Here is a 23,873-nt window from a genome sequence, read left to right as displayed (position 1 = left end):
GTCGCTCAACGGGCCCCAATCGCCTACTGGCCCCCAATCGCCCGCCAGCCCGTCGCCGAACCAATTGGCAGCCGGCGGGCGCATGGCGTTGACGGGACCAGCCGGGGCATCTCAATCCTTGGCATCTCAGCCAGCAGCATCTGCGTCGACCAGTTGGTACCAGCGGCGTCGCGAACAGACGGCGCTCGGCCAGATTGCCGATGCCGGGGCACCACAACCGGCGTCGCGGGCTGCGAATCCGGCTTCGGCTGACACGACACCCCGTCCGCTGGGCCCCCCATCGGTCCTCAACAGCGGGCGTTATTCCGTGTCCCAGCCGCAGGACGAGTTGAGCTACGGCGCCGCCATCCCGTCGGCAACCTCCGCTCGGACGAGCCGGATGTACCGCTGACGCCGGACGTTTCAGGCTCAAGATCAAATCATTCGAAGATGAAATCTTGTCACTTTGCACACCAAGGCACCGAGCAGACCCTGCCGGATGCCGATGGAAGTGTTAAATTTGCAGCTCCGGCCCAGATCGAGGGTGAGACTACCGCGAAAGCGAGTATTCTGCTATTTTCCGGGATTCAAGGACTGCATCCGCCCGTTTCCTTTTTCTCCAAACCATAGACACGATGGCAAAGCCGCACCATAAACTAAAGAAGGCCAATCACGGCCGACGTCCTGCCAGCGCCAAGGCTCGCAAAGCAAAACGCAAGAAGATCAAGACCTGAGATAGCTCGGGGCTCTGAAACTCAGAGGCGGTTGCTGTGCCAAAAAACGATTTTATTGTTGATCTCTCCCTGCTCAGCGGAAGCGAGCTGGTCGCCGATTTAGACGCGATCCGCAGCTACAATCCGCAGCGGCATGAAATGGAGCATCTGACCGGTATCCTGTACGAGGATGTCGAGACGCTCACCTGCGCCGGTTACAAAGACGTCCGACACGACGAATTTTGGGTCCGGGGGCACATGCCCGGAATGCCCGTGATGCCCGGCGTGATCCAATTGGAAGCGGTAGCGCAACTGTCGAGTTTTTTCGCCCAGAAACATGATCTGCTGGGCGCGGAAATGTTGGGCTTCGGCGGAGTCGACAACGCCAGGTTCCGAGACGTCGTCGTGCCCGGGGATCGTTTGATCCTGATGATCCGATTGAGCAAAGCTCGTCGTGGTCGAATGATCGTGGCTGATTTCCAAGGCGTCGTCGGTGAAAAACTGGTCATCGACGGAGTGATCCGAGGGATCCCGCTGCCCGTCCAAGCCGTCAAAAACCACTTGGCCACGCGGTCTGCCCAAAACGTGGGTTGAATGCGACCGCTCGCGGACATGCATTCGCTCCCTCTCAACTGCAACGTGCCTTCCCACGTTCCCGATGACTGCTGATCACGGCCAAGATCCCGCTGCGACCGAACCTCCGTTTCCTCCGACGGGCCGATTAGCCGGCGTCGACTATGGAACGGTCCGAATCGGGATTGCCGTCTGTGATCCGGACCGCATTCTGGCCAGCCCGGTGGAGGTTTACCAGGTTCGGGGAGAGACCAAGGATGCCGAGTACTTTCGTCGGTTGGCCGAACAAGAGCGTCTGGCCGGGTTTGTCGTCGGACTTCCCATCCATTGTGACGGCGGGGAGAGTCAGAAAAGCAAAGAGTGCCGCGAGTTCGCCCGTTGGCTGAGCGATGAAACGGGAGTGCCGGTGCGTCTGTTCGACGAACGATTCAGCACCGCGGCGGCAAAGGAACGGCTTTCTGGAGGACGGCTCAGTCGTCAAAAGAAGAAGAAACAACTTGATGCCGTCGCCGCGCTCGTCCTACTGGAGTCCTTCCTGGAAGCCTGTCGTTATCATGGCGTCCTGGTCGGACAATCGATCCATGATCAAGCCGATGGCGGCGACACGTTGGAGTAGGGGTCGCGTACCATCATTCCGAACCCGACCGGACCGGATGGGTTCGGAGGATTGAATCATCGTCCCGATCAAGCCGCCTCGGCGAAAATCGTTTCGATCAAATTTTCGAACCGACGGTCTGCTTCTTCGCGGCGTGCGGCACGCTCAGAAAGCGACCAAGTCGCCCGAATGTCGCGCACCCGACGCAGGATTTCGGCGTCCGACAGGTTGATCTCTTGGCCAGCTGTCTCATTTTGAGCACACGATGTCGATTCCAAGACTTCTTTATTGCAAACAGCAGTCATCATGTTCAATCCCTCGCGAAAAACAGGGCCGACGCGTTGACTCGCATCAGCGGTTTGATTCCTAGGCCTGGGCAATCAGGTGAGGTTGATTGCTTTAGACCGATTTTGCCAGATCAACGCGATCTGACGAAAAAGTGGTATTGCATCAAGCGTGCCAATCAAACGTCTGGAGTCGCAATTTTGATGGGAAGTTCGCGAAAAAGTTCCAAACTGCCGCGATTATCGACTCGGAAAAACGTAGGGGGCCTTCAATCGCTGGAATCAGAGGCGCCGTTGGGGTCGCTGGCGGGGAGCGAGATTGCAAAGCTTTGAAAATTTTTCCACTGCCTCTCTGGCAGCACCATCACCGCGAATTGGTCGATTTGAGTCGTTCCGGCCAGAATTTCGACCAACTTTCGTAGCCGGGAGGCATCGCAATGACCGCGTATTTCCACATATTGGATCTCCATTGCGGCGTCATAGATCATGCCGACGACCTGATGATCCTTGCTCGCCCAGGCGAATGATCCGTCGGGTTCGAACAGGATCGACGGCAGCGATTGATGCAAGCGTTCACCCGCCGCTTCGAAACTGGTGGGGATCGGCGTCGTGTCGGGTGACGGTAACCGATCAGCGTGTGGATGCGGACCGTACAGGTAGATGTGAAATGAGTCAGTGGGCATCACAGTGGGACAGTCGGAGCGTGTGGAATGAAGATCTGGATTGATGCGGATGCGGCGCCGCGGGACGTCAAAGAGGTTGTCTTCCGCGCCGCCGATCGGCTGGAGATCGAAACGGTGTTGGTCGCCAATTCGGCCCAGCCGATCCCCAGGTCGGCCGTCACGGTGCGATCGGTGATCGTGCGTCAGGGTGCTAACGTCGCCGACCAGTACATCGTTGTCCACAGCCAACCCGGCGACTTGGCGATCACGGCCGACATCCCGTTGGCGGCTCAATTGGTCGACAAGAAAGTGGCGGTGATCGATCCGCGGGGCGACGAGTACAACGATTCCAACATCGCCGCGCGACTCTCGATGCGAGACTTTCTCGATGAGCTGCGTGGAACGGGAGCGGCGACCGGTGGCGCGGCGCCGTACAACGCCAAAGACAAGAAAGCCTTCGCGGCCTCTTTTGATCGATTGTTGACCAAGCTGATCAAACAGGCTGACCAGTTTAAATAACCTGCAAAGTCGCCTCGATTCACCATAACGCGTCCTCGCATGGGGTGATCAGGACGGATTGCCGAACATCAATGATGCTTTCTGATTGCGTTCGGCTAACTGGCGGGAATGTTTCAATGTCTCGGAAACCTTCTCATGACTAAAGGAGTTTCTACTCCATGAAACAGATAGCCATCGCCGCGATCGTGCTGCTCGGCGTCACCGGTGTCGCGACCGCCGCACCGCTGGACGTCGGACACTCGATCCTTGTCAGCGGCTCCATAGCGGCACCGGTCTTGGATCCTACTCAACCACCGGTCACGCTCGTTCCGCCGATCCGATCGGCAACCTTTCAGAACATAGCGAAACCGGCGCCGTCAGAACCGGCGACGACGGAGCCGATCAAAAAGCCACCCCGGAACCACGATCGGGAGGAAACCAAACCCGGAGTGATCGATAAACTCAAAGCGTTTGAACGCAAGAAAAATGCTTGGCTCAAACGCACCTTCTTGGGGAAATAAGCGAAGGAATCTCTCCAAGAACGCACGGCGGCGAAACCGAATTGTCTTGCCAGCGATACACCTGTCCGGAACCACCTCCGGGCGGGTGTTTTTTTTTAACCCGTGTTCTCACCGACCTGTAATCCGTCGGGCGAATAGATTGATCGTCCGCCATCGACGGGTAAGCAGACACCGTTGACGAACGTGTTTTCACACAAGAAACGCACGGCATGGGCGACGTGCCCGGCGGTTCCGATCCCACCGGTCAACGTGCTGGCGCAAAGCTTCAGCCGTTGTTGATCGGGCACTTCATCGGCCAACAGCACCGGCCCGGGTTTGACACAATTGACCCGAATCGCAGCGTTGCGACTGGCAAATTCGACGGCCAGGGAGCGGGTCATCACATCGATCGCGCCCTTGCTGGGGAAATACGCGGCGTGATCGAGATAGGGCCGAACGGTCGCCCAGTCGCCAAGATTGACGATCGAACCACCGGTCGTTTGATCACTCATCACGTCCGCGGCCGCGCGGGCGCACAGGAACGCAGCGACGGTGTTGATCTCGAAGTAGCGACGCATCTCCGCCGCCGTGACTTCCTCGATCGGTGTCGGTGACCAGATCGCGGCGCTGTTGACCAGAATATCCAAGCGGCCAAACGCGGTGACCGTTTCGTCGACCAGTCGCTGCGGCACCCCATCGTCCTCCAGCGACCCTTGGGTCACGATCGTATTGCTTTGGTAGCGGCGCGTCAGTTCGTCAGCAGCCTGGCCCGCCGCGTCCACGCTGGTGTTGGCATGCAAGGCGATTCGGCAACCGTTGCGGGCCAGTTCGGTCGCGATTTCACGCCCCACACGCGGGGCGCCGCTGCCGGTGATCAAAGCGACCGGTGCGTCACAGTCGAACACGGTTTTTAAGAAGCTCATCGGCGCAGTCTGTTGTTGCTAAAGGTACTTGGCCAGGGCACCGCCGCGGGTGGCGCGGGCGTCGACCTTGGCAACGGTCTCGGGGTCTTCGATCACCGGCGGTGCCTGCCAGGGTTTGTAACGCGCGTCAATGACGACACTGCCGCGGCATCCGAAGTGTTTGGCAATCGTCTCGGCTCCAATGCCCGACAGATCCGTCGCCGGATTGCTGCGCGTGAACGTGGTCCACAACCAATTGTTCAGTGATCGCGCCGCGAAGTCGCTGTCGTCGACGATCGTGATCAGCGGAAAGGCGTTGATGGGATCATCGGGTTGATAGTACTGGCAAAATCGCTGCACGTCGGAGCGGCCGGTGGTCGATTCAAGCCCGCTCGCGTTGGCAAGGGGCCACGCGGCGTTCCTCGCGAACGCGTCGGGCTGAGCTGATGACGCTGAACTCGGACGTTCGTTTGAATGGACAATCCGGGGGCCGGTTGTGCCGTCGAAGGACTTGCACTCGATCGCCAACACGCCCGGCATCACGACGCGGGGATCCTGAAATCCGTCGGGCAATCGCAGGTCGGCGGGTAACTCATGCGGAAGACTGCGGCGGGGCGGACCCGCCGCAGCGATGACGACTTTGGATCCCTTGTTGAATCCGGTGCCGGTGTAGTCCAACGTGTCGATGGTCGTCTGGGTATGAAAATGTAAATCCCGTTTCCAATCCACACGCTGCAGGACAAATCCGATGAACGTTTCGATGTCATGAATGTCCAACACATCGGATGGGTCGTCGGCAATCATCAGATACTTGGCGAGCGAAAGCTGTCCGTTGCCCAGGATCGCATTGGCCTGGGTGAGCAACTCTTGCGGTGCGGATTCCTTCATGTACGACATGTAGCGTTCGCTGCCGATTGCCAGCAGCAAGGGGTGCACCCCGGCGGCGTCGACCGCGTGCACCGCTTTGACGCCGGGAATCACGGTGGGAATGATCGGGTCGGTCAATTCATGGATCAACTGGCCGAACGTCGTGTCCTCTTGCGGCGGGCGACCGACGACCGTCAACGGCCAGATCGCCCCCTTGCGATGCCAGACATGATCGACCTTCATCACCGGAAAGGGGTGTTCCAAGCTGTAATATCCCAGGTGATCGCCGAACGGCCCCTCGCGTTTGGTGACGTCGGGATCGATCGATCCGACGATGGCAAAGTCGGCGTCGCGATACACCGGCGCGTGGTTTCCGCGGAGCAGCCCGATGCGTCGGCCCGCCAGGGCGCCGGCGAAGGTCAATTCGGTCAGCCCCTCGGGCAGCGGCATCACGGCGGCCAGCGTCATCGCCGGGGAACCGCCGACGGTCACGGCGACACGCAGTGGTTTTTGCAACTTGATCGCCTGCTGATGGTGAACGCCGATCCCCCGATGAATCTGATAATGCAAACCGACTTCTTGGTCGCTGTAGTCGTTTCCGGAGAGTTGGACGCGGTACATCCCCAGGTTGATCTTCATCAAGTTCCCCGGCTCGGTCGGGTCTTCGCTCAAGACCTGGGGAAGCGTCACGAAGGCACCGCCGTCGCGGGGCCAGCATTTCAGCTGCGGCAGGTCCGCGAGCGAGCATCGATGGGCCGCGACCGGGGCACGACGGACGAATTTGGGAAGCATCCGCACCGCAGTCAGGGGGACGCCGGCATAGCGAAAGGGCCGTTTGGGGACCGCCGAGGGATCGAGTTTGACTTCGATCAATCGTCGCACCGACTCCAGCGTCTCGCGGAACAGGTAGCGGGCCTGATCGAGCGAGGCAAACAGGTTGGACGCCATCGGGAACGGACAGCCGGTGGGGTTGGTGAACAGAACCGCGGGACCGCCGTTGGCATACACGCGGCGTTGGATTTCCGCGATTTCCAAGTGCGGATCGACCGCATCGGTCACTTCGATCAACAATCCGCCGGCGCGAAGGTCCTCCACGACGTCTCGGGTGCTGCGGTGTTTCATGGTGGTCGATAAACTACAACGATTGCAAAGTGATTCGGACGCTGTTCGAGCGTGATTGTTCAAGCGTCTGTCAACAACGTCTCAATTGGTGTCATCATCTTATGTCGGAAAGCCCGTCCCAGTCTCAACCGAATCCCGACGCCCCACAACTGCCATGCCCGAGTTTTGTCGCGACCGACAACCCAATCGGTGAAAAATGTGACGTCTTGATCGTCGGCCTCTGCGACGATGCACCGCTGTCAGCGACCGCGGCCGGTGTGGATCAAGCCCTGGGCGGCGTGATCAGCCGCTTGATCGGTCAAGAAAAACTTTCCTCCGACTGCGGCGAATCGATGCTGATTCCGGGGGTCGGTGATGAAGGTTCGCAGTTGGTCTTGCTGATCGGATTGGGTGAAAAATCAAAACTCGATCGCGAAGCCGCGTTCACGCTGACCAGCACGGCGGTCCGATCATTGGTTTCCAAGCCGCACGAAAAATGGGTCATCGCGTTGCCGGAGTGCTTTGACGCGGTCGATCATGATGCGATCGTCGCCGGCACCTTGTACGGCTTGGAAGGCCAATCGATCTACAGAACCAAATCGCCGATCCATGTCCCCCAGACGATCGCCATCGCATCGGCCGACGCAGCCGCGATCGATCGGGGCGTGATCTTGGGCGATTCGATCAACTTGGCGCGGCGATTGGTCAACGAACCCGCGTCGGTCATCTACCCGGCTTCGTTCGCCGAGCGGGCGGCGGCCTTGGCGACCGAAGTCGGCCTGGGGTGTGAAGTGTGGGATGAAAACCGATTGGCCGAAGAAAACTGTCGCGCGATCCTGGCCGTCGGCGCGGGCAGCGACAAACCGCCCCGCCTGGTCATCCTCCGACACGACGGCGGACCGCAGGGCGAGCCGCCGATCGCGATCGTCGGAAAAGGCGTCACGTTTGACAGCGGCGGGTTGTCGATCAAGCCCAGCGACGGGATGGTCGACATGAAATGCGACATGGGCGGCGCCGCAACCGTGGTCGGAGTGATGCGGGCGTTGGCGAAATTGGGCGTCAAGAAAAACGTCATCGGATTCTGCGGACTCGCCGAAAACATGGTCAGCGGATCGAGCTACAAACTCGGTGACGTCATCGTCACTCGCAGCGGAAAGACGATCGAGATCTTGAACACCGATGCCGAAGGCCGCGTCGTTCTGTCCGATACACTCGACGTGGCGATCGAACATCAACCGACGGCGATGGTCGATTTGGCGACGTTGACAGGCGCTTGCATGGTTGCCCTGGGAAATGAAGTCGCCGGTCTGATGACCAACAATCAATCGGCCTGTGATGCCGTCATCGCCGCGGCCCGCGGCGAAGGCGAACCGGTGTGGCAGCTGCCGATGTTCGAGCTGTACAACGAGAAAGTCAAAAGCAAGGTCGCCGACATCAAGAACATCGGCGAAGGCCGTTGGGGTGGCGCGATCACCGCCGCGAAGTTCTTGGAAAACTTTGTCGGCGACGTTCCGTGGGTCCACATCGACATCGCCGGACCGGCGTTTGCCGACAGTCCCAAGCCGCATCGCGATGCCGGCGCGACCGGCGTGATGGTGCGAACGCTTGTCCGCTGGATCGAGAATCAGGCGGGGTAGAGAAGTACGCTGTCGCGACCACATACCCCTTACGATCATCGACACCTTCAATTTGCGGAGATATCCACAAACAAAATATTGACGGGGGGGCTAGAATGCTACCCTGGTGTTCTGGTAATCGGATCTTCCCGATTGCAAGTTTCACCTGGCGGAGAACGACGATGAAGATGCTAAGCCATTAAATTGCAATGTCTTTAGGCTTTGCGGCACTGATTTGGAGCTTCTGGATTGTCCTTGCAAAGCACCCTGAGGATTCATTAGCTCGAGCTTACCACTTAGCAGCGTGTGATGGGCAAGCATTTGATGACGCGACGGGCGAATGCGAATCCCAACCACAATGTCAGCTGGCCACACCATGTGCAGCGCACAGCCAACAAAATTGTTCATCAACACCCGGATACTATAAGGTAACCGGGAATTGGTATAAGTGTGGTGACGCCGGTGGTGCAGGCGAAGGTTGCATGCAAAGTGAGCAGAGCAAGTGTCGACAGGATTATGTGTGTACTTGGATTCAGTACGCCGGTTGTCAGGCAACAAGTACGGACGCTGGATCTGCGTGTGGCAATCAGTGTTACACCGTTGTGATTCCATAGGTTGCATCAATTCCCAGGCTCCAATGGCTGGGAAGATATACCTTTCTCCTCACGCCGGAACCATCGCAATGTTTCAATCAAGCATCGGAAACCTCTTCGTCTACTTGTGTTGGATCATCGCGTTCAGTTACGGGTCGGGTGTCGCCAACGGGCAAAGTGGAAGTGACTTGTCGAAACTCAAATCTTTGGTGAGTCGAACGAATCACTCTTGGCCTGAAGGAAAACTGAAATGTACCGTCCTCTCCGCGTTTGGCAGCACTGTCGTTTCAGCGTGCTGGGCCGGTGAAACTGTCCGTTTAGATCATTCGCGTCTGACTTTCGCCGACAACGCTCCGGACGCCGGGGAAGGACACGAATTTGATTTGATTTCCATGCGAAATCGTCGCTGGGCGTTCTTTTGTGACAAAAGAAACGAAATCGCGGTGCTCAAACGTTCCAGTGATGCTGATGCGCCCAGCCAACCGCTTCGGGTGCTGCCCACCGAAATTTGGAATGAAATCACGCCAGGTCAGACGATCTTACAGTGGCTGAACGCTCAGTCAAATGATGCGGAAACCAATATTGAATGTAGGTCCATTGAGCGTGGTCGTTGGGAATTGACTCTTTCCGGCAAGGAGTCAACATTCCGCGTCTTGTTTACAAAACACGGATTGCTGGAGTCAGCCCAAACGCTTTCTGCACTGCCGGAGCAAGGCAGGTTGCATATCGATGTCACTTGGGACGAGAGTTTTAATCCCCCTAGACCTTTGCGTTACGTCAAGAGGATTCAAGCGTCAGAGCGTTCCAAACGCGAGATCATGCTGCAGATGGAAATCGAGGCTTTTGAGAACAGAGTGGACGGCGTCGATTTTAGTTTTCCACCCAAGGATTTGCCGTTCGGCATCCGAGTCACGGATGAACGGGGGGCAATTCGTCGAGAGTCATTCGTCGGCGGCGAATTGGGGAAACAGCAGTTCTTAATGAAAAGAATGGCGAAGCAGATGCGTGGAACGCAGGTCAACGATCGTTAAGATCGCTCAAGGGGCGAATGGTAATGCACACACTTTGTATAGCCTTGTTGCTGTTTCAGGTGACGGGAAGGGTTCATGAACGTAACCCAGCCGCCAACGATTTGGGCGCGTGCATCTATTTTGCACTCCTGCTTGAGGACCCGAATGCACCTTCGTTGGGCGAACTCGCAGCTCGATACCCACTGTTCCACGCAAAGTCGGGCTCCCTGGAAGACGCCCTCATTGTTCTCCTCGAATGCGGTTTCCATGCAACTGTCAGTGAGAATCTTCAAGGGAAGTTGCCCGCGCCAATCGGAATCACGATCGCAATTCTGGACCAAGACCAGTTTTGCGTGATTCATCGGACGTCACCTTCTGACGGATACGTGTTTATCCCCGGCAATACGCCCATTAACTTTTTGGCATTTGACGCATCTAGAATCCAAGGGCCCGCGATAACTCAATCAGCGACGTCGACCGAGGGACGCGCGATGACATTCTGGGGTACTTGTTTCATCTGTTTCATTCTTGTGGCAGCAATCGCGTTCAGAGTACTACGACACAATGTTCAAAGTTAACTCAGAATTGATTTCTTTTTGCGTTCTCGGGTTGGCAATCTTTGCAGGATGGTTCGGAAGTTAGACTCCCTATTGAATGGTCTTTCACTGAGAATGAAAGTTGATGACTCGCGGCCTGACTCTAATCGAACTGTTGGTCGTCATTGCGATCCTGGCCCTGCTCTCAGGATTGGCGATGTCGGGAATTGGTTCGCTACGGGAGAGTGCACGATTGGTGGAATGCACGAACAAAGTTCGACAAATTTCACTTGCGGTTCAGCAACACGCGAGTTCTTGGAACGAGTTTCCTACGATTAGAGATTCTGAAACGAATCACGTTGGTGATCCGTGGGCCGACCTTGACCCCTACCTGGAACTGTCGGATCAACGACGTTCACTGAGTCTTTGGCTGACGAAACAGACGCCTGTCATTTACTCGTGCCCGAGCGATCCGGTTGACGGTTCGAACTACCGCTTCAATCACGGTAGCTCGATCACGTGGACGCAAAGCCTGACTCAATATTTTCAGGATGCAGCGAATGGACCTGTTATTTTCGGCAATTCAGTTCGGCCGACCGATGTCATGGATGGATTGTCGAATACAGCCGTTGTTTCCGAGCGGCTCTGTGGAATCGGCTATCGGACAAAGTTGCGGTCGATCCTGGTCGGACCCTCTTTTCGAGCCTTCGGGACTCATCACCGTACTGATCACGCCATCGAATCCGAATGGATGCGGCTAAACTGGGACTCCGTCGTGGTATCGACCTTCGATACGGCCGGTACCAACCCTTCGGAATACGGTTATCACCGGGCGGTCTACAACCATACTCTGACGCCGAATGATCCACAGAGTTGCACGTTCTCGGGGGGCTTTAGTTCCGAAGCTCAGGTCGGATTTGTCGGTGCTTCGAGTACGCACCGTGGCTTAGTGGTCGTCGGCATGTTGGACGGATCAACCCATACGAAAACCGATTCAGTGGACTTGTCCGTTTGGGCGGCGCTGGGCGACATCGACGATCGGTCTGTGGGACCAGATTGGTCCCGTTGACCTCGTGCGGACGCTCGTTCGTTCGATCGGTGGCGATAGAGTTTTTGAGAGCCGCCGTCTGCGACACGGTCGCCCTGGCATTGATGAGACCTCAAGATCAGGCGGATGACGTCATGACTTGGCGCCGGGCCAGAACATTTTCCACTTGCTCTCGCTCGACTTGCCGCTTTCGCCGGTCTCGGCCGAGGTTTCTTTGCCTTGGAGTTTGGCGGCCAAATCGCGGAGCGCTTGGGTGATCGGCGCTTTGGGCGCCTGGTTGATCAGTGGCACCCCGTTGTTACGGACTTCCACCATCGTGCGATAATCGTTGGGCAACAGCGCATAGATATCGCGACCGAGCGTTTCCTTGGCCTTTTTCAAGCTGATCTGACCCGATTCCAACCCCGCGCGATTGACCACGATTTCGATCTTGCTTTGCAGCCCCTCGATCTCCTCAAAGCTCATCATCAAACGCACGACATTGCGCAGACAGGGAAGATCCAATTGGGTGATCAGCAACACCTTGGAAGCCGCTTCGATGGCCGCCATGTCGACCGCGCTGTAGGTCTTGGAGAGATCGATCACCAGGTGGGTAAACGAAGCTTTCAACAGCCCGATGACTTTTCGGAGACTCTCGTCGGTGATCCCCAGGGTGTCGTGCAGTTCGACTGGGCGGGGCAACAGGTACAGCCCGCTGCTGTGCTTGGTCAACGATTGCTTGAGCAATTGGATGTCCAACCGCGAGACGTTTTGAACGACGTCGGCGAGCGTGTAGTCGGGGATCGCGTCGAGAAAGACATCGGCGTCGCCGAGTGCCAGGTCAAGGTCCAACAGGGCGACACTGTTCCGGTTGTCGGCGGCAAAGATACAGCCCAAGTTGACCGCGGCGCTGGTCGTCCCGACGCCGCCGGTTGCTCCGGCGATGGCAACGACTTCACATCCCCGGGCGCCGCCCTCGCTGGTACCGAATTTGTGTTGACTGACCCGCGTCAGCGCAGCGGCAAGGTCCTCGTGGGACATCGGCAGGGTCAGAAATTCCCGCGCCCCGGCGCGAATCGTTTGCAGAATCAGATGGCCGTCGGTGCTTTCGCTGGCCGCCAGAATCACCGTGTCGGGCGCGTCGCTGGCGAGTCGTTCGACCAGCCGAATTGATTTCTCCGTGTCGTTGTCCAGCGAGATGACGCCCACGTCGGGAGCGGTTTGCTCGATCACATCGGGAAAGAATTCGTACCGCGAGCAATCGGCTTCCAGCCACACGGTGTCCATGCCCAAGAGCATCGACTTGAGTGAATCACGCGTGTCATCATTGGGGTCGACCAATGCGATTCGTAGCACGTTTGTCATTGCAGATGTATCCGATCGCTCATTTCAATTCCGTTCTTGCCACCCTTCGACGGCCACGTTGCCGTCGATCGCAGGCATTGTCGGTGGGGTGGCCGACAACCATATGCCCCTGGCCAGCATCCCAGACCTCAATACTCGTCAGGCGTGCTGATGATGACACCCTCACCGACGACGGTCGGTTCGGTACCCGGAAGGATCGCTCCCGGCGGCAGTGCCGAACCACGGTCCAGCGTCGCACCGGGTGGCAATCCCACGCCCGGTGAAAGCAGACTTCCGTGGGCCATCATGGCACCGTTTTGCATCACGTTGCTGTGGATCATCGAGGCGTTGCCCGATACACCCGGTCCGCTGTTCATCGAACAACCGTCGCCGCCCAACAGGTTGGGAACTTCGATGTGGCCGTTCATGTACAAATCGTGGTCCTTGGGCGACATGCTGTTGAGTCCCGGCCCGCCTCGCGGCACTTGGTAGGGATCCATCGCGTCGACCAGTTCGGGAGTCACCGTGATCAACAGTTCGATGTCATTGCGTTGTTCGCGGACGCTACGGAAGAACGTGCCGATGACCGGCAGTTCTCCGAGCAAGGGCGTGGCCCGCGTGGTCGCTTCGGTGCGGCTCTGCAGCAATCCGGCGATCGCAAACGTCTGGCCGGCTTGCAGTTCCACGGCGGTTTCGACGTATCGCTGACTGAACGCGATCACGTTTGCACCGGCGATGACGAGCGAACGCGATTCGTCCGGTTCTTTGACTTCCGGACGGACTTCCAATCGAATCCGACCGGGTCCGACGACGAACGGCAAGAAGTCAACCGACGTTCCGTACTCCTCGTAGCTGACCGTGACTTGGCCTTGTCCAGACGGCACGATAAACGGGATTCGACCGCCGACGGTGAAGCGTGCCGGACGACCGTGCGTTGCGATCACCGTGGGCTCGGCCAGGTACTTGACCAAATCCTGCTGACGGAGAGCGGAGATGAAGGCATTGAATTCTTCACCTTGGAAAATGTTCGTCGCGTCGGACGCGCTGATCGCGGCCGGATAACTTGTGAAGGAACGCGTATCCCCCGCCCAGTCCCAGTCGACGCCGAGCTCGCGAAGCTTGGTCCGAGAGACCTCCATGATCCGTGTGTGCAACAACACCTGCTGGACGCCCACCACGCGAATGTTGTTGACGACGGTCGGATAGTATTGTTCCACGATCGCAATCGCCCGATCGACATCGTCTACGCTGGTGACATAACCGGAGACGATCGCCGAGGCATTGACCGGCATCACCTTCAGCGTCGCCAGCGGCAACTGGGACGACAAGATGCCTTCGATCTCGCGGGCGTCGGCGATCACCGTGATGTCCACGGTGTATTGCTTGTCTTCGGTGTCCCACAAGTTGATTTGCGTGGTCCCGGGGGTCTTGGCGAACACCTGCAACTGATTCTGCGAAATCGGTGTGGCCCCGAGCACTTCTTCATTGTGCACTTGGAACCGCGGAATCTTCGCCTCCAAGGTCAGAATGCTGCTCGACTTGACCAGCATTTGCATCCGTTCAACCGCACGTGTGATCGTGTGGTTGGCGGCGCCGGCTGTCGCAGCGGCAGAAGTCAGTTGAGTGTCGTCGACGTCTTGCGCGCCGGCATGAGTCGCGAGACACGCCACCGAGAAAAGGGCGATCAACTTTAGCGCGGCTGGGCGGACCGCATTTCGGAACATTTGCATCGCAGGTGCATCCTTGCAGAACCTTCGTCTCGGATCCTTCCGAAACATGATGCCGATGACTTTCACCATCGACATACATCAGTTCGTTGCGAGTAACGTCGGGATAAAAAAGGGGACGGGTCACGCTCGCCGTTTCGGTCCGTCTGGTTTCAGAGTCTGAAGCCAGATCTTTCCTACAACGGCGAGTCTTGATTTACTTTGTTCATCTATCGAGGGTTCACTCGTCAGACTCTTCTCCGCCCTCGGGCTGAAAGAAGGGGCTGTCGGCGCCTCGTAGATAATCGTCGGAAGTCGGTTTGTTTTGGTCGGCGGATTGCTCGGCCGATTCATCCGTGGTGGCCAGGTCAAGCGCTCCAGTGTCTCCGACGACACGCGGCAACGGCTCCCCTTCCACCCATTCGTAAACAATCATTCTTCCGTTGATGATTTTTGTAGTGCGGAAGGTGGCTTTCTTGGGCTCGGCTTCCGCCTGTTCTACTTCTACGGGTTTTTCTTCCGCGGCAAGCTTTCGCAGCCGCTCTTGTTCGTCACGACGGTCCTGTAGATCTCGCAAGAACTTGCGGGCCGCTTCGCTCGGTTCCCCTTCGGGAATGCTTTCGTCATCGGCCGTCGGGCTGCCCAGCGACAATGAGATCTCGCCGAGTTTCTTGGCAAAGTCAAAGGCTTCGACGTCGGCCTTGCGAATCAGCAGTTGGATGTCGCGAGCGGATCGTGTGCGTGGTTGGTCCGGATCAAACTTGGTGATCCCATCGATTCCATAAACCTTGATGCCCGTCAACACATCCAAGGCCATGTCACGAGCAAACATCTCGCCCTTGGTGAAGAAGCCGCGGATATCGACGCGGTCGCCCGGACTGACCAGGTTGACCGTTCCGTCGCGACCGGCCGGCAACGAGACCACGGCGTAGCCTTTCGGCACCACCTTGTCTTCGACTTCGTTCATTAATTTCAGGTCCAACATCGGCTCGCCGGCGAACAGCGGGACCTTGGCGAATCGTCCCTCAAACTGACTCAGCTCCGCCGAGGCACCTTTGGGGATCCGATCGGCCGGCCACTGTTCAAGCCGTAGCTTCTCGGCCGTGATTTGTTCTTCGGGATTGATGGAAACCGTGGTGACCAAGATCTCCGCCATCTCGGTGGGGGTGCCGTTTTGTGCCTGCATCCACTGTCCGACTCCGACGGCCGCAACGGTGCCGCAGATGCCGGCAAGTAGCAAGAAAAGTGATTTGTTTCGCATGGCGTGTGCTGGTACCAGACCAGATGATTACGTTTCGGGTGTGGAGGACTGAGCTGGGAGGAGGCTGTCGACCCACTCACTTCACTCGGTTACAACCAGCCCCTGCCTGCAACCGCGCAAGCCGCAGGCGTAGGGCTGGTGTAATAGGGTTGCTTTCTCTAGTCGCCAAGAATGAGCTAACTAGGATAAATTCCCAAAAACAGTAGGTCTTGTGGAGGGAACCCACCCTCATTCAGGTGGATTTCCTGGTGTCCAAAAACAGACGTCTGACCTTCCGTTCAGATAAGCATTCCGGCGTAGGCAAAATAGAGAATCGATCCGATTGCCATCGGTATTCCGTATGGCAGCAAATACATGGTCGGTTTTCGCTCGCGGGCGATCTTGGAAAGCTCCGAAGGCTTCTTCACCGTCTTCCATTCTTCCAAAATTTGCAGCGCCATCGCGTAGTGTTTGGTCCAGTTCCCGCTCTTCCAGATCATGAACACGGCCATGATGCCGCCCACGATTGCGGTCGCGGCAAACGCGTAGAGCGTCACCACGGTTCCGAGCCAGGCACCGACGCCGGCGAGCAGTTTCACATCGCCGCCGCCCATTCCGCCGACATTTCGCAGAACGAGCAACAACATCATTCCGACAAATGTGCCCAACAGGCTCCATCCCAGTCCGGCCATGCCGCCCTGGATGGTGCAGTGAACCCAACCGCAGATGATAAATGGAAAGGTCAGCCAGTTGGGAACCTTCAAAATGGCTCCATCGATGACCGCGGCAACGATCAAGACGACCGTAACAAACCAGACGGCCCAATTCTCTGTCAGACCCTGGAGGATGGTTTCCATGGCTTAGTTCCCCGTGACGATTCTCTAGAAAGGTGTGTTGGTGGTCGAGTCAAGGCGCGGCGGAATCGGATGAGACGCCGGCCGCAGCGTAGTAGGCAGGAGTGGGAGCATGCCGACCTGCGGCATGCGGCGAGTGGATCACGCGAGGATTCAGCGTGGTCCCAACATCCAACTGAACATCGCAAAGAGCAACGTGATAAAGCAGCACGAAAGCTGCCAAACGTGCTCTGCCGCATCAGTGGGAAGGAGTGGATAGTTCATGGTGGATTCCGTGGTCGCCCGAGACGGATGGGCGCAAAAAAAGAGACTCGACGTGACCGATGTGAATGCGACTAAGCCAAACACCGGCCAATCGTCGAGAATCTCTCGGGGTGGTTGTCGGCGAAACTTCTGAGCGAGAACTTCGCCAACACCGACTCAGTTGGCAGCGATTGCCGTACCGACTTCTTGGAACTTCTTGTTCGACTCGGTACCGATCGTGCCGACTGCAGCCAAGCAAACGACGACGATCAGGGCCAACATCACAGCGTATTCCACTGCGGTCGGGCCATCTTCTTCCTTCAAGAACTCAACGATGCTATTAGCGAACTTTTTCATTATTCAAACTCCTCGGTGGGATGTCATTTGCGATGACTCCCGACGATGACTTACTGGTCCGATTCAACGTGAATAGGATCCCGGAAAAGAAGCAGCCACGTCTCCAAAAGACTTGCCTAGGCAATCGGGATCGCATCTGAAACACGATCTCGACTGTTCCCTTGGCAGCTCGGCTATCCTTCGAGCAAAGCGAGTTGCTTTGCCCACGGACCCGTAGCTTTGCGCCCCGCCCTTTCGATGCGGTTTGCCTTTCTCTGGGGAGCCAGGCCGTCCGAGCGTTCTGGTGACCGTCGATTGGTCGAACCCTCGGCAGCAGATCATCGTGACCCGCTCTCAACAGAAACCTATGTCAGGAAACTGACGAGTCAAAAAACTGCAGTTAGACAAGGCATTCTGCATCGGCAAAGGGTGACGTTGGTCTGGATGTAACAGATAAACCAAGCTTTGCCCCCTGCAGCGGGATCGCCTCTGGCTCAGCACCCTCGGACGATGAAGACGCCGTTTGCGCCGGCATGAACTTGCTGACATCAAATGATGATCGACCGCACCTTGTCGATTAAGCCCTATTGGGCTCGCGGCCTGTTGCTTGAGTGAGCCGCGACGCGTGAGCGGCCGGGCCCAGCGCAACGCCCGAGGCCTCACGGCCAGCGGCTCACGATTCGTTTCGCATTCTCAATTAACTCGACAGGCCGCTGTCGCCGTTCCGCGAACTCCTACCGTTGCGAAACCGGTAGCAAGAAACCATCGGACAATCAGTGGTCGGCCCGTTTTGTCATGCGGCGCAACAAAAAACGCCCCGGCGCCGCTGATAGGTGACGCCGGGACGTGTTTGGGCTGTGCCGCTGAAGCGATCTCGCTTCGGGCAACGATCGTCCGCTTAGTTAGCGGCGATTGCAGATCCAACTTCTTGGAACTTCTTGTTCGACTCGGTGCCGATCGTGCCGACAGCGGCCAAGCAAACGACGACGATCAAGGCCAACATCACAGCGTACTCCACTGCGGTGGGGCCATCTTCTTCCTTCAAGAACTCAACGATGCTATTAGCGAACTTTTTCATTTTTCAATCTCATATGTGGGGAGCCTTCGAAGATCGAAGACATCCATTGATGACTTAATGGGCCGTTTCAACGTGAAAAGGAACCCGGAAGAGAAGCAGCACCGACACCAAAAAAAGTGGAGCCAGCCACCGTCCGAAACCGTGTCCGATCGACTCTGCTCTCGCAGCGATGATCGGGGTTTCAGAAACGCGTCGTCACGGACACGTTCTCTACCTGGACCGTATGTCAGAAAGCTGGTGAAGCAAAATTGTGCGGCAACGAAATCTCATCGTCGGCCGATCCGGGTGTGCCTGTCACGGTCGTAACGGTCAGCATGAGCCAAACCCTGCCGGCACACCCTGTTTCAGTGTCCGAGCACGACTCGATGGGTTCTGCAATCCAACTGCGCCGTAGTCTCAGACGATGGAATCGAACTCAAATTGTCAGTGGATGAACTCACTTGGAAGGTTTAACGATGCAATTCAATTCTCGACTCACCACCGCCGTCCTGTCCCTCGTCCTTGTCGCTTCGTCAGGGTGCAGCTACGTCGAATCCTTGTTCAACAAGAAGTCCGGCGACAACAAACTGAGCAAAGCGGAGATCAAACGAATGATCAAGGAGAGTGAGAAAGACCTTCCTCACCGCTTGGACGAGAATTTCACGTTGACCAAAATCACGATGGACTACGGCGGAACGCTCAACGGTTGGTACACCGTCAGTGACGAATTGACCGCACAGCTTCGACGAATTGGGAATGTCAAGATCGAAGAAGCGATGCGAGAGAACATCGAAAAACTTGATTTGGATGACTGTAACGTGCCAGAGCAAGTCATCCAGATTCTGGAGCAGGATGACTTCGCGATTCAATACATTCTCGAAGACAAGTACGGATTGCCGATCGCGTCGGTCGTCATCAGCAAAGAAACGATGGAAGGTGAAGAACGGATCGGCCGCCCGCAACAGAATCCCTTCGCCGTCCGCAACGTGTCCAAAAAGGGCGGCAAATAAGACGTCGCCGGCGTCGACAAATACGGCAAAAGTGCGGTCCGTGGGTCCGAGACGGAGGCACGGGCCGGCATCGGGCAAATATCATGAGGGGAATTGAAATCCAATTCCCATGCCATGGAACCCGATGACCATGATCCGACTCGGACTCTGCCTGATCGTTGCGCTCGCTCACGTCGTTTCGTCCCCCGCCCAAGACGCTGCCAAAACGCCGGCACCCAAGAAGGTCAATCCGGCCTTCCAACCCCCGGAAGTCAATCCCAAGCTTCCCAATGTGCTGCTGATCGGCGACTCGATCTCTATCGGCTACATGGTCGCCGCGCGGGCGGCGATGCAAGGCAAGGCCAACGTGTTTCGACCGCCGACCAACTGCGGGCCCACCACGCGTGGATTAGATCAGATCGATCAATGGCTCGGCGATCGCAAGTGGGATGTCGTTCATTGGAATTTCGGACTGCACGACCTGAAGTACATGGGGCCGAAAGGTCAGAATCTGGCCGACCCCAAAGCCGAGGGTTCGCACCGACAGGTGCCGATCGACGAGTACCAGTCCAACATCGAAACGCTGGCCCGCCGCATCAAGCAACAGGCCAAGATCGTCATTTGGCGGGAGACGACGCCTGTTCCCGAGGGCGCCGCAGGACGCGTCGTCGGTGACTCGGTCAAGTACAACGCCGCTGCGGCAAAAGCGATCGCCAAAGTCGGCGGGATCCAGACCGATCCGTTCTTTGCCTTCGCCGAATCGGTCAAACAACACCAACGGCCCGCCAACGTCCATTACACCGCCGAAGGGTCGAAGCTGCTCGGTGAGCACGTCGCCGAAGTGATCGAGTCCGCGCTGGCTGACTGAAACGCCGCCAGACCCGCCGGCTCCGCTCGACGCCCCAACCACGGCACGTCGCGCGATTTACGCCACCGTGATGTCGGGATCCAAGTAGACGTCTTGAATGGCGTTGAACAACTCGATGCCCTCGCCCATCGGACGCTGGAATGTCTTGCGACCGCTGATCAATCCCATCCCACCGGCACGCTTGTTGATGACGGCGGTGCGGACGGCTTGTTGGAAGTCGTTCGCACCGGATCCTCCGCCGGAGTTGATCAGGCCGCAGCGTCCCATGTAGCAGTTGAGCACCTGGTAGCGGGTCAGGTCGATCGGATTGTCGGTGGACAGCCCCTCATAGATCCGATCGTCGTACTTGCCGTATTTGTTGCCGCCTTGGTTGAGCGCCCGATAGCCGCCGTTGTTGGTGGGTTGTTTCTGTTTGATGAAATCGGCATTGATCGTCGATCCCAAATGGTTCGCTTGCCCGGTCAAATCGGCCGAGGCTTCGTAGTTGACGCCATCGACGGTGAATGCCGAGTTGCGCAGGTAGCACCACAGCATCGTGAACATGCCCAGTTCGTGAGCTTCGGCGAAGGCATCGGAAATCTCTCGGATCTGTCGCGTCGATTCCGGCGAACCGAAATAGACCGTCGCTCCGACACCGACACATCCCATGTTCCAAGCGTCGCGGACGCGGGCAAAGGGAACCTGGTCATAGGTGGCCGGATAAGTCATCAGTTCGTTGTGATTGAGCTTCAAGATCATCGGGATGCGGTGTGCGTACTTTCGCGCGATCCCGCCGAGCACACCAAACGTCGATGCGACTCCGTTACAACCCGCTTCGACGGCCAATTGTGCGATGTTGGCGGGATCAAAGTAAATCGGATTGGGGGCAAACGATGCACCACCGGAATGTTCCACGCCTTGATCGACGGGCAAGATCGACAGATAGCCCGTCCGCGCCAGCCGACCGTGATTGAACAACGACTGCATCGCGCAAAGCACGCGGGGACTGCGGTCGGAGTGCGCCCAGACCTCGTCGACGAAATCGGGACCCGGCAGATGCAATTGCGATGCGGGAATCGTTTCGCATTGATGGCTCAGCAACGCTTCCCCATCGCTACCGAGTAGATCGAGCACATTGGTCTTGGTTTTGGTTGTCATCAGGGATCATCCAGTTCAAAAAAGTTGGGCGGTATTGCACAGCCGTTGCGCGGCTGCGTCACAAAGCAGACCGTGCGACGGTCACGCGAAGTGCAGCAATTGGGACTCCGACCGTTACTCGCAATCAATTTCAGTCTCGGACCGGTCCGCTTGTGGCGCGCTTTGTTTCGCTCGCAAGTTTTGGGCCAGCAGGGCGTGGGGAACCGAACTTCGCCGAAACCGGCAACGTTTCGGCATCGTCCGGTGAACTGGCCAGGCACGAGGCTCGCGTGCGATCCGCCGTGGTGTGCGGATTTGCCACCACTGGTGGATTCCGAGTAGACTGGACTTCCCCCGCGATCCTTTTTCTCAGGTCCGCTCCCTTCCAAATCTTGGCACTTTCCCACCTATGCCAGATCCACCGCGACGCGTTAGCCATCCCCTGGCCGTGTTTCTCACTGTCCTGTTTCACCGTCCGCTGCCGAACCTGCGGTGCGTCGTGATGGCGTGCGTCGTCTCGGTCGCGTGGATGGAAGCCGGCCCCGGCGTTGCGGCCGGCGAGAACGGACAAGATGCGTCGTTGCCGCACGAAACGGACGCTGAAAACATCCAGTGGTTCGAAAACAAGATTCGACCGGCATTGATCGAGCACTGTCTGGAGTGCCATTCGACGGAGACTGAGGCCAGCGGCGGACTGGTGCTGGATTCACGTGACGGATGGCAGACCGGTGGTGATCTCGGTCCGGCGATTGTTCCCGGTGACGCCGCGGCAAGTCGATTGATCCAAGCGATCGCGTACGAAGATCCGGCCTTGGAAATGCCTCCGGACGGGAAACTGGACGACGCCACGATCGCGGCGTTTCGGCGATGGGTCGAAAACGGTGCCGTGGATCCCCGACAACCGAGTGCAACAGGCGGGGAACCGACGCGGCAAACGGGGCTTCCCGTCGAGCGTGCCCACGAACACTGGGCGTATCGGCCGATCGCCCGTTCCAATGCCTCGATCGACGCCTTGATCGACCGAGACCTGGCCCGACAGGGACTGACCGCGGCGCCGCCGGCCGAGCCGAGAGCGTTGGTGCGACGCCTGGTGTTCGACCTGCACGGGCTGCCGCCGTCACCGCAGACCATTGACGCCTTTTTGGCCGACCCCTCTCCGCTGGCCTACGAGCGGCTGGTGGATCAATTGCTGGCATCCCCACACTTCGCCGAGCACTTTGCAAGACGTTGGATGGATGTGGTGCGCTATGCCGAATCGATCACGCTGCGCGGGTTTATTCTTCCCGAAGCGTGGCGGTATCGCGACTACCTGATCTGGTCGTATGCCAACGATCGACCCTTTGATCAGATGATCCGCGACCAGATCGCCGGCGACCTGTTGGCTTGCGATGACATCACCGAAACCCAACAGCGAGCGATTGCGACCGGTTTCTTGGCGCTAGGCAATTCGAACTTGGAAGACCAAGACAAAACGAAACTCGAATTCGATCACATCGACGAGCAGCTCGAAACGATCGGCCGCGCTTTCCTGGCGCAAACGATCGGATGCGCCCGCTGTCACGACCACAAGTTTGATCCGATCCCGACACGCGACTATTACGCGTTAGCTGGGATCATGCGATCCACCACGCCGTTGAAACACGCCAACCTGTCCAAGTGGATCGAAAAACCGCTGCCGCTGGATCCGGCCGACGAAGCGCACTATCGAGCGGTGCAGTCCCGCGCGGATGTCGTTGCAGCCGAATTGAAGACGTTGCAGTCGCTAGAAAAAGGCAACGTCGGCAAAGACACCCGCGTGGTTTCCGTCGACTCGCTGGCGGGTGTCGTGATGGACGACGCCGACGCGAGTTACGTCGGTGCCTGGACGGAGTCGACGTTCGTCAAACCCTATGTCGGTGCGGGCTACCGGCACGACGGCACGACCGGACAAGGCAGCAAGTCGGTCACGTTCGACCCGGTCGATCTGCCCACCGGACGCTACGAAGTCCGCATGTCATACACGTCTCATGACAATCGAGCCACCAACGCGATCGTCAAGGTCTTTAGCGCGAACGAGTCGACCACGGTTCGCGTGAACCAACGACGCCGGCCGCCGATCGACGGACTTTGGATTTCATTGGGCGTTTTTCCGTTTGAAAAGGAAGGCCAATCGTTCGTCATCGTCTCGAACGAAAACGCCGACGGTTGTGTCATCGTCGACGCGATTCAATTCTTGCCGATCGACGGTCAGCCGGCTGCGGCGAAGACGTCGGCCGACGCGAAAGCCGACGATGTCGATCTGGCCGCGGTCGCCGCACGACGCAAAGAACTGTCCGCCGAATTGAAGCAGTTGCAATCCGAGCTGAATCGACGTCCCAAGTATCTGACGGTTTCCGAGAGTGAACCGCGTGAGGAAATCGCGGTCCGTGTTCGCGGTAACGTGCATCAGTTGGGCGACACCGTCCGCCGCGGTTTTCTCACCGCGATCGGACCGGCGCAGCGCTATGCCGACCGCATCGGCACCGACGGCAGCGGTCGCGTCGAACTGGCCGAGTGGATTGCCGATCCGAGCAACCCGCTGACGGCTCGGGTGTATGCCAACCGCGTTTGGTCGTGGTTGATGGGCGAGGGCTTGGTCGCGACGGAGAACAATTTTGGAACGACGGGCGAGTCTCCATCGCACCC

The 23,873-nt window shown here is 57.9% G+C and carries 22 protein-coding genes, 1 pseudogene and 1 riboswitch; of the genes and pseudogenes, 12 read left to right on the top strand and 11 right to left on the bottom strand.

The window, feature by feature from the left end; all coding sequences use genetic code 11:
* The 4 genes and pseudogenes from ABX749_RS01055 to ruvX all read left to right on the top strand — a co-directional run.
* Window positions 1-391 (top strand): annotated as a pseudogene (locus ABX749_RS01055) (hypothetical protein); the annotation flags it as partial.
* 223 nt (window positions 392-614) lie between these two features.
* The gene (locus tag ABX749_RS01050) at window positions 615-713 is read left to right on the top strand and encodes a 50S ribosomal protein bL37 (RefSeq protein WP_372894368.1); all 99 of its coding nucleotides are present in this window, start codon (window positions 615-617) and stop codon (window positions 711-713) included.
* Between the two features lie 36 nt (window positions 714-749).
* Window positions 750-1,286 (top strand): 3-hydroxyacyl-ACP dehydratase FabZ family protein, encoded by a 537-nt coding sequence (locus tag ABX749_RS01045; RefSeq protein ID WP_145206989.1) that lies wholly within the window; start codon window positions 750-752, stop codon window positions 1,284-1,286.
* Between the two features lie 64 nt (window positions 1,287-1,350).
* On the top strand, window positions 1,351-1,881 hold the full coding sequence (gene ruvX / locus ABX749_RS01040) for a Holliday junction resolvase RuvX (RefSeq protein ID WP_259631068.1): 531 nt from the start codon (window positions 1,351-1,353) through the stop codon (window positions 1,879-1,881).
* Window positions 1,882-1,949: 68 nt separating this feature from the next.
* On the opposite strand, the gene ABX749_RS01035 is transcribed toward ruvX, so the two are convergent.
* Window positions 1,950-2,168, bottom strand: a complete 219-nt coding sequence (locus tag ABX749_RS01035; protein WP_095736634.1) for a hypothetical protein — start codon at window positions 2,166-2,168, stop codon at window positions 1,950-1,952.
* Window positions 2,169-2,413: 245 nt separating this feature from the next.
* Window positions 2,414-2,827: a hypothetical protein gene (locus tag ABX749_RS01030; RefSeq protein WP_372894367.1), complete on the bottom strand. Its 414-nt coding sequence runs from the start codon at window positions 2,825-2,827 to the stop codon at window positions 2,414-2,416.
* Window positions 2,828-2,854: 27 nt separating this feature from the next.
* On the opposite strand from ABX749_RS01030, the gene ABX749_RS01025 reads away from it, so the two are divergent.
* Window positions 2,855-3,325, top strand: coding sequence for a YaiI/YqxD family protein (locus ABX749_RS01025; RefSeq protein WP_145206986.1), 471 nt, complete (start codon window positions 2,855-2,857; stop codon window positions 3,323-3,325).
* Window positions 3,326-3,483: 158 nt separating this feature from the next.
* Window positions 3,484-3,825 carry a hypothetical protein gene (locus tag ABX749_RS01020; protein ID WP_372894366.1) on the top strand — a complete coding sequence of 114 codons (342 nt, stop codon included), beginning with the start codon at window positions 3,484-3,486 and terminating at the stop codon, window positions 3,823-3,825.
* A gap of 95 nt (window positions 3,826-3,920) precedes the next feature.
* Here the strand turns inward: ABX749_RS01020 and ABX749_RS01015 are convergent, their stop codons facing one another.
* Window positions 3,921-4,727 carry an SDR family oxidoreductase gene (locus tag ABX749_RS01015; protein WP_372894365.1) on the bottom strand — a complete coding sequence of 269 codons (807 nt, stop codon included), beginning with the start codon at window positions 4,725-4,727 and terminating at the stop codon, window positions 3,921-3,923.
* 18 nt (window positions 4,728-4,745) lie between these two features.
* Entirely contained in the window at window positions 4,746-6,695 is a 1,950-nt protein-coding gene (locus tag ABX749_RS01010; RefSeq protein ID WP_372894364.1) for a UbiD family decarboxylase, read from the bottom strand.
* A gap of 101 nt (window positions 6,696-6,796) precedes the next feature.
* Here ABX749_RS01010 and ABX749_RS01005 point away from each other — a divergent pair, with 101 nt between their 5' ends.
* The 3 genes from ABX749_RS01005 (at window position 6,797) to ABX749_RS00995 (ending at window position 11,498) form a co-directional block, all read left to right on the top strand.
* On the top strand, window positions 6,797-8,311 hold the full coding sequence (locus ABX749_RS01005; protein WP_372894363.1) for a leucyl aminopeptidase: 1,515 nt from the start codon (window positions 6,797-6,799) through the stop codon (window positions 8,309-8,311).
* 661 nt (window positions 8,312-8,972) lie between these two features.
* Window positions 8,973-9,914: a hypothetical protein gene (locus tag ABX749_RS01000; protein ID WP_372894362.1), complete on the top strand. Its 942-nt coding sequence runs from the start codon at window positions 8,973-8,975 to the stop codon at window positions 9,912-9,914.
* A 660-nt stretch (window positions 9,915-10,574) separates the two neighbouring features.
* The gene (locus ABX749_RS00995) at window positions 10,575-11,498 is read left to right on the top strand and encodes a DUF1559 domain-containing protein (protein WP_145206979.1); all 924 of its coding nucleotides are present in this window, start codon (window positions 10,575-10,577) and stop codon (window positions 11,496-11,498) included.
* A gap of 111 nt (window positions 11,499-11,609) precedes the next feature.
* On the opposite strand, the gene ABX749_RS00990 is transcribed toward ABX749_RS00995, so the two are convergent.
* The 6 genes from ABX749_RS00990 to ABX749_RS00965 form a co-directional block, all read right to left on the bottom strand.
* Window positions 11,610-12,821, bottom strand: a complete 1,212-nt coding sequence (locus tag ABX749_RS00990; RefSeq protein WP_372894361.1) for a pilus assembly protein CpaE — start codon at window positions 12,819-12,821, stop codon at window positions 11,610-11,612.
* Between the two features lie 128 nt (window positions 12,822-12,949).
* Complete coding sequence (locus ABX749_RS00985) at window positions 12,950-14,530, bottom strand: type II and III secretion system protein family protein (RefSeq protein ID WP_372894360.1); 1,581 nt, start codon at window positions 14,528-14,530, stop codon at window positions 12,950-12,952.
* A gap of 217 nt (window positions 14,531-14,747) precedes the next feature.
* Window positions 14,748-15,767 (bottom strand): Flp pilus assembly protein CpaB, encoded by a 1,020-nt coding sequence (cpaB, locus tag ABX749_RS00980; protein WP_145206976.1) that lies wholly within the window; start codon window positions 15,765-15,767, stop codon window positions 14,748-14,750.
* Window positions 15,768-16,045: 278 nt separating this feature from the next.
* Window positions 16,046-16,603, bottom strand: a complete 558-nt coding sequence (locus tag ABX749_RS00975) for a prepilin peptidase (RefSeq protein WP_145206975.1) — start codon at window positions 16,601-16,603, stop codon at window positions 16,046-16,048.
* A gap of 417 nt (window positions 16,604-17,020) precedes the next feature.
* The gene (locus tag ABX749_RS00970; protein WP_095736645.1) at window positions 17,021-17,200 is read right to left on the bottom strand and encodes a Flp family type IVb pilin; all 180 of its coding nucleotides are present in this window, start codon (window positions 17,198-17,200) and stop codon (window positions 17,021-17,023) included.
* A gap of 160 nt (window positions 17,201-17,360) precedes the next feature.
* A riboswitch (cyclic di-GMP riboswitch) is annotated at window positions 17,361-17,459 on the bottom strand.
* Window positions 17,460-18,077: 618 nt separating this feature from the next.
* Window positions 18,078-18,257: a Flp family type IVb pilin gene (locus ABX749_RS00965; protein ID WP_145206974.1), complete on the bottom strand. Its 180-nt coding sequence runs from the start codon at window positions 18,255-18,257 to the stop codon at window positions 18,078-18,080.
* Window positions 18,258-18,712: 455 nt separating this feature from the next.
* Here ABX749_RS00965 and ABX749_RS00960 point away from each other — a divergent pair, with 455 nt between their 5' ends.
* Both ABX749_RS00960 and ABX749_RS00955 read left to right on the top strand, forming a co-directional pair.
* Window positions 18,713-19,246, top strand: coding sequence for a hypothetical protein (locus tag ABX749_RS00960; protein WP_372894359.1), 534 nt, complete (start codon window positions 18,713-18,715; stop codon window positions 19,244-19,246).
* Between the two features lie 124 nt (window positions 19,247-19,370).
* Window positions 19,371-20,093, top strand: coding sequence for an SGNH/GDSL hydrolase family protein (locus tag ABX749_RS00955; RefSeq protein WP_372894358.1), 723 nt, complete (start codon window positions 19,371-19,373; stop codon window positions 20,091-20,093).
* Window positions 20,094-20,150: 57 nt separating this feature from the next.
* On the opposite strand, the gene ABX749_RS00950 is transcribed toward ABX749_RS00955, so the two are convergent.
* Entirely contained in the window at window positions 20,151-21,230 is a 1,080-nt protein-coding gene (locus ABX749_RS00950) for a class I fructose-bisphosphate aldolase (protein ID WP_145206971.1), read from the bottom strand.
* Window positions 21,231-21,657: 427 nt separating this feature from the next.
* Between ABX749_RS00950 and ABX749_RS00945 the strand changes: the two genes are divergently transcribed.
* Window positions 21,658-23,873, top strand: a 2,216-nt coding sequence (locus ABX749_RS00945; protein WP_372894357.1) for a DUF1549 domain-containing protein, incomplete at its 3' end; no start/stop codon positions are given.

The sequence above is a fragment of the Stieleria sp. genome (assembly GCF_041595215.1).
Taxonomy (GTDB): domain Bacteria; phylum Planctomycetota; class Planctomycetia; order Pirellulales; family Pirellulaceae; genus Stieleria; species Stieleria magnilauensis.
This window is presented reverse-complemented; position numbering and strand designations above follow the sequence as displayed.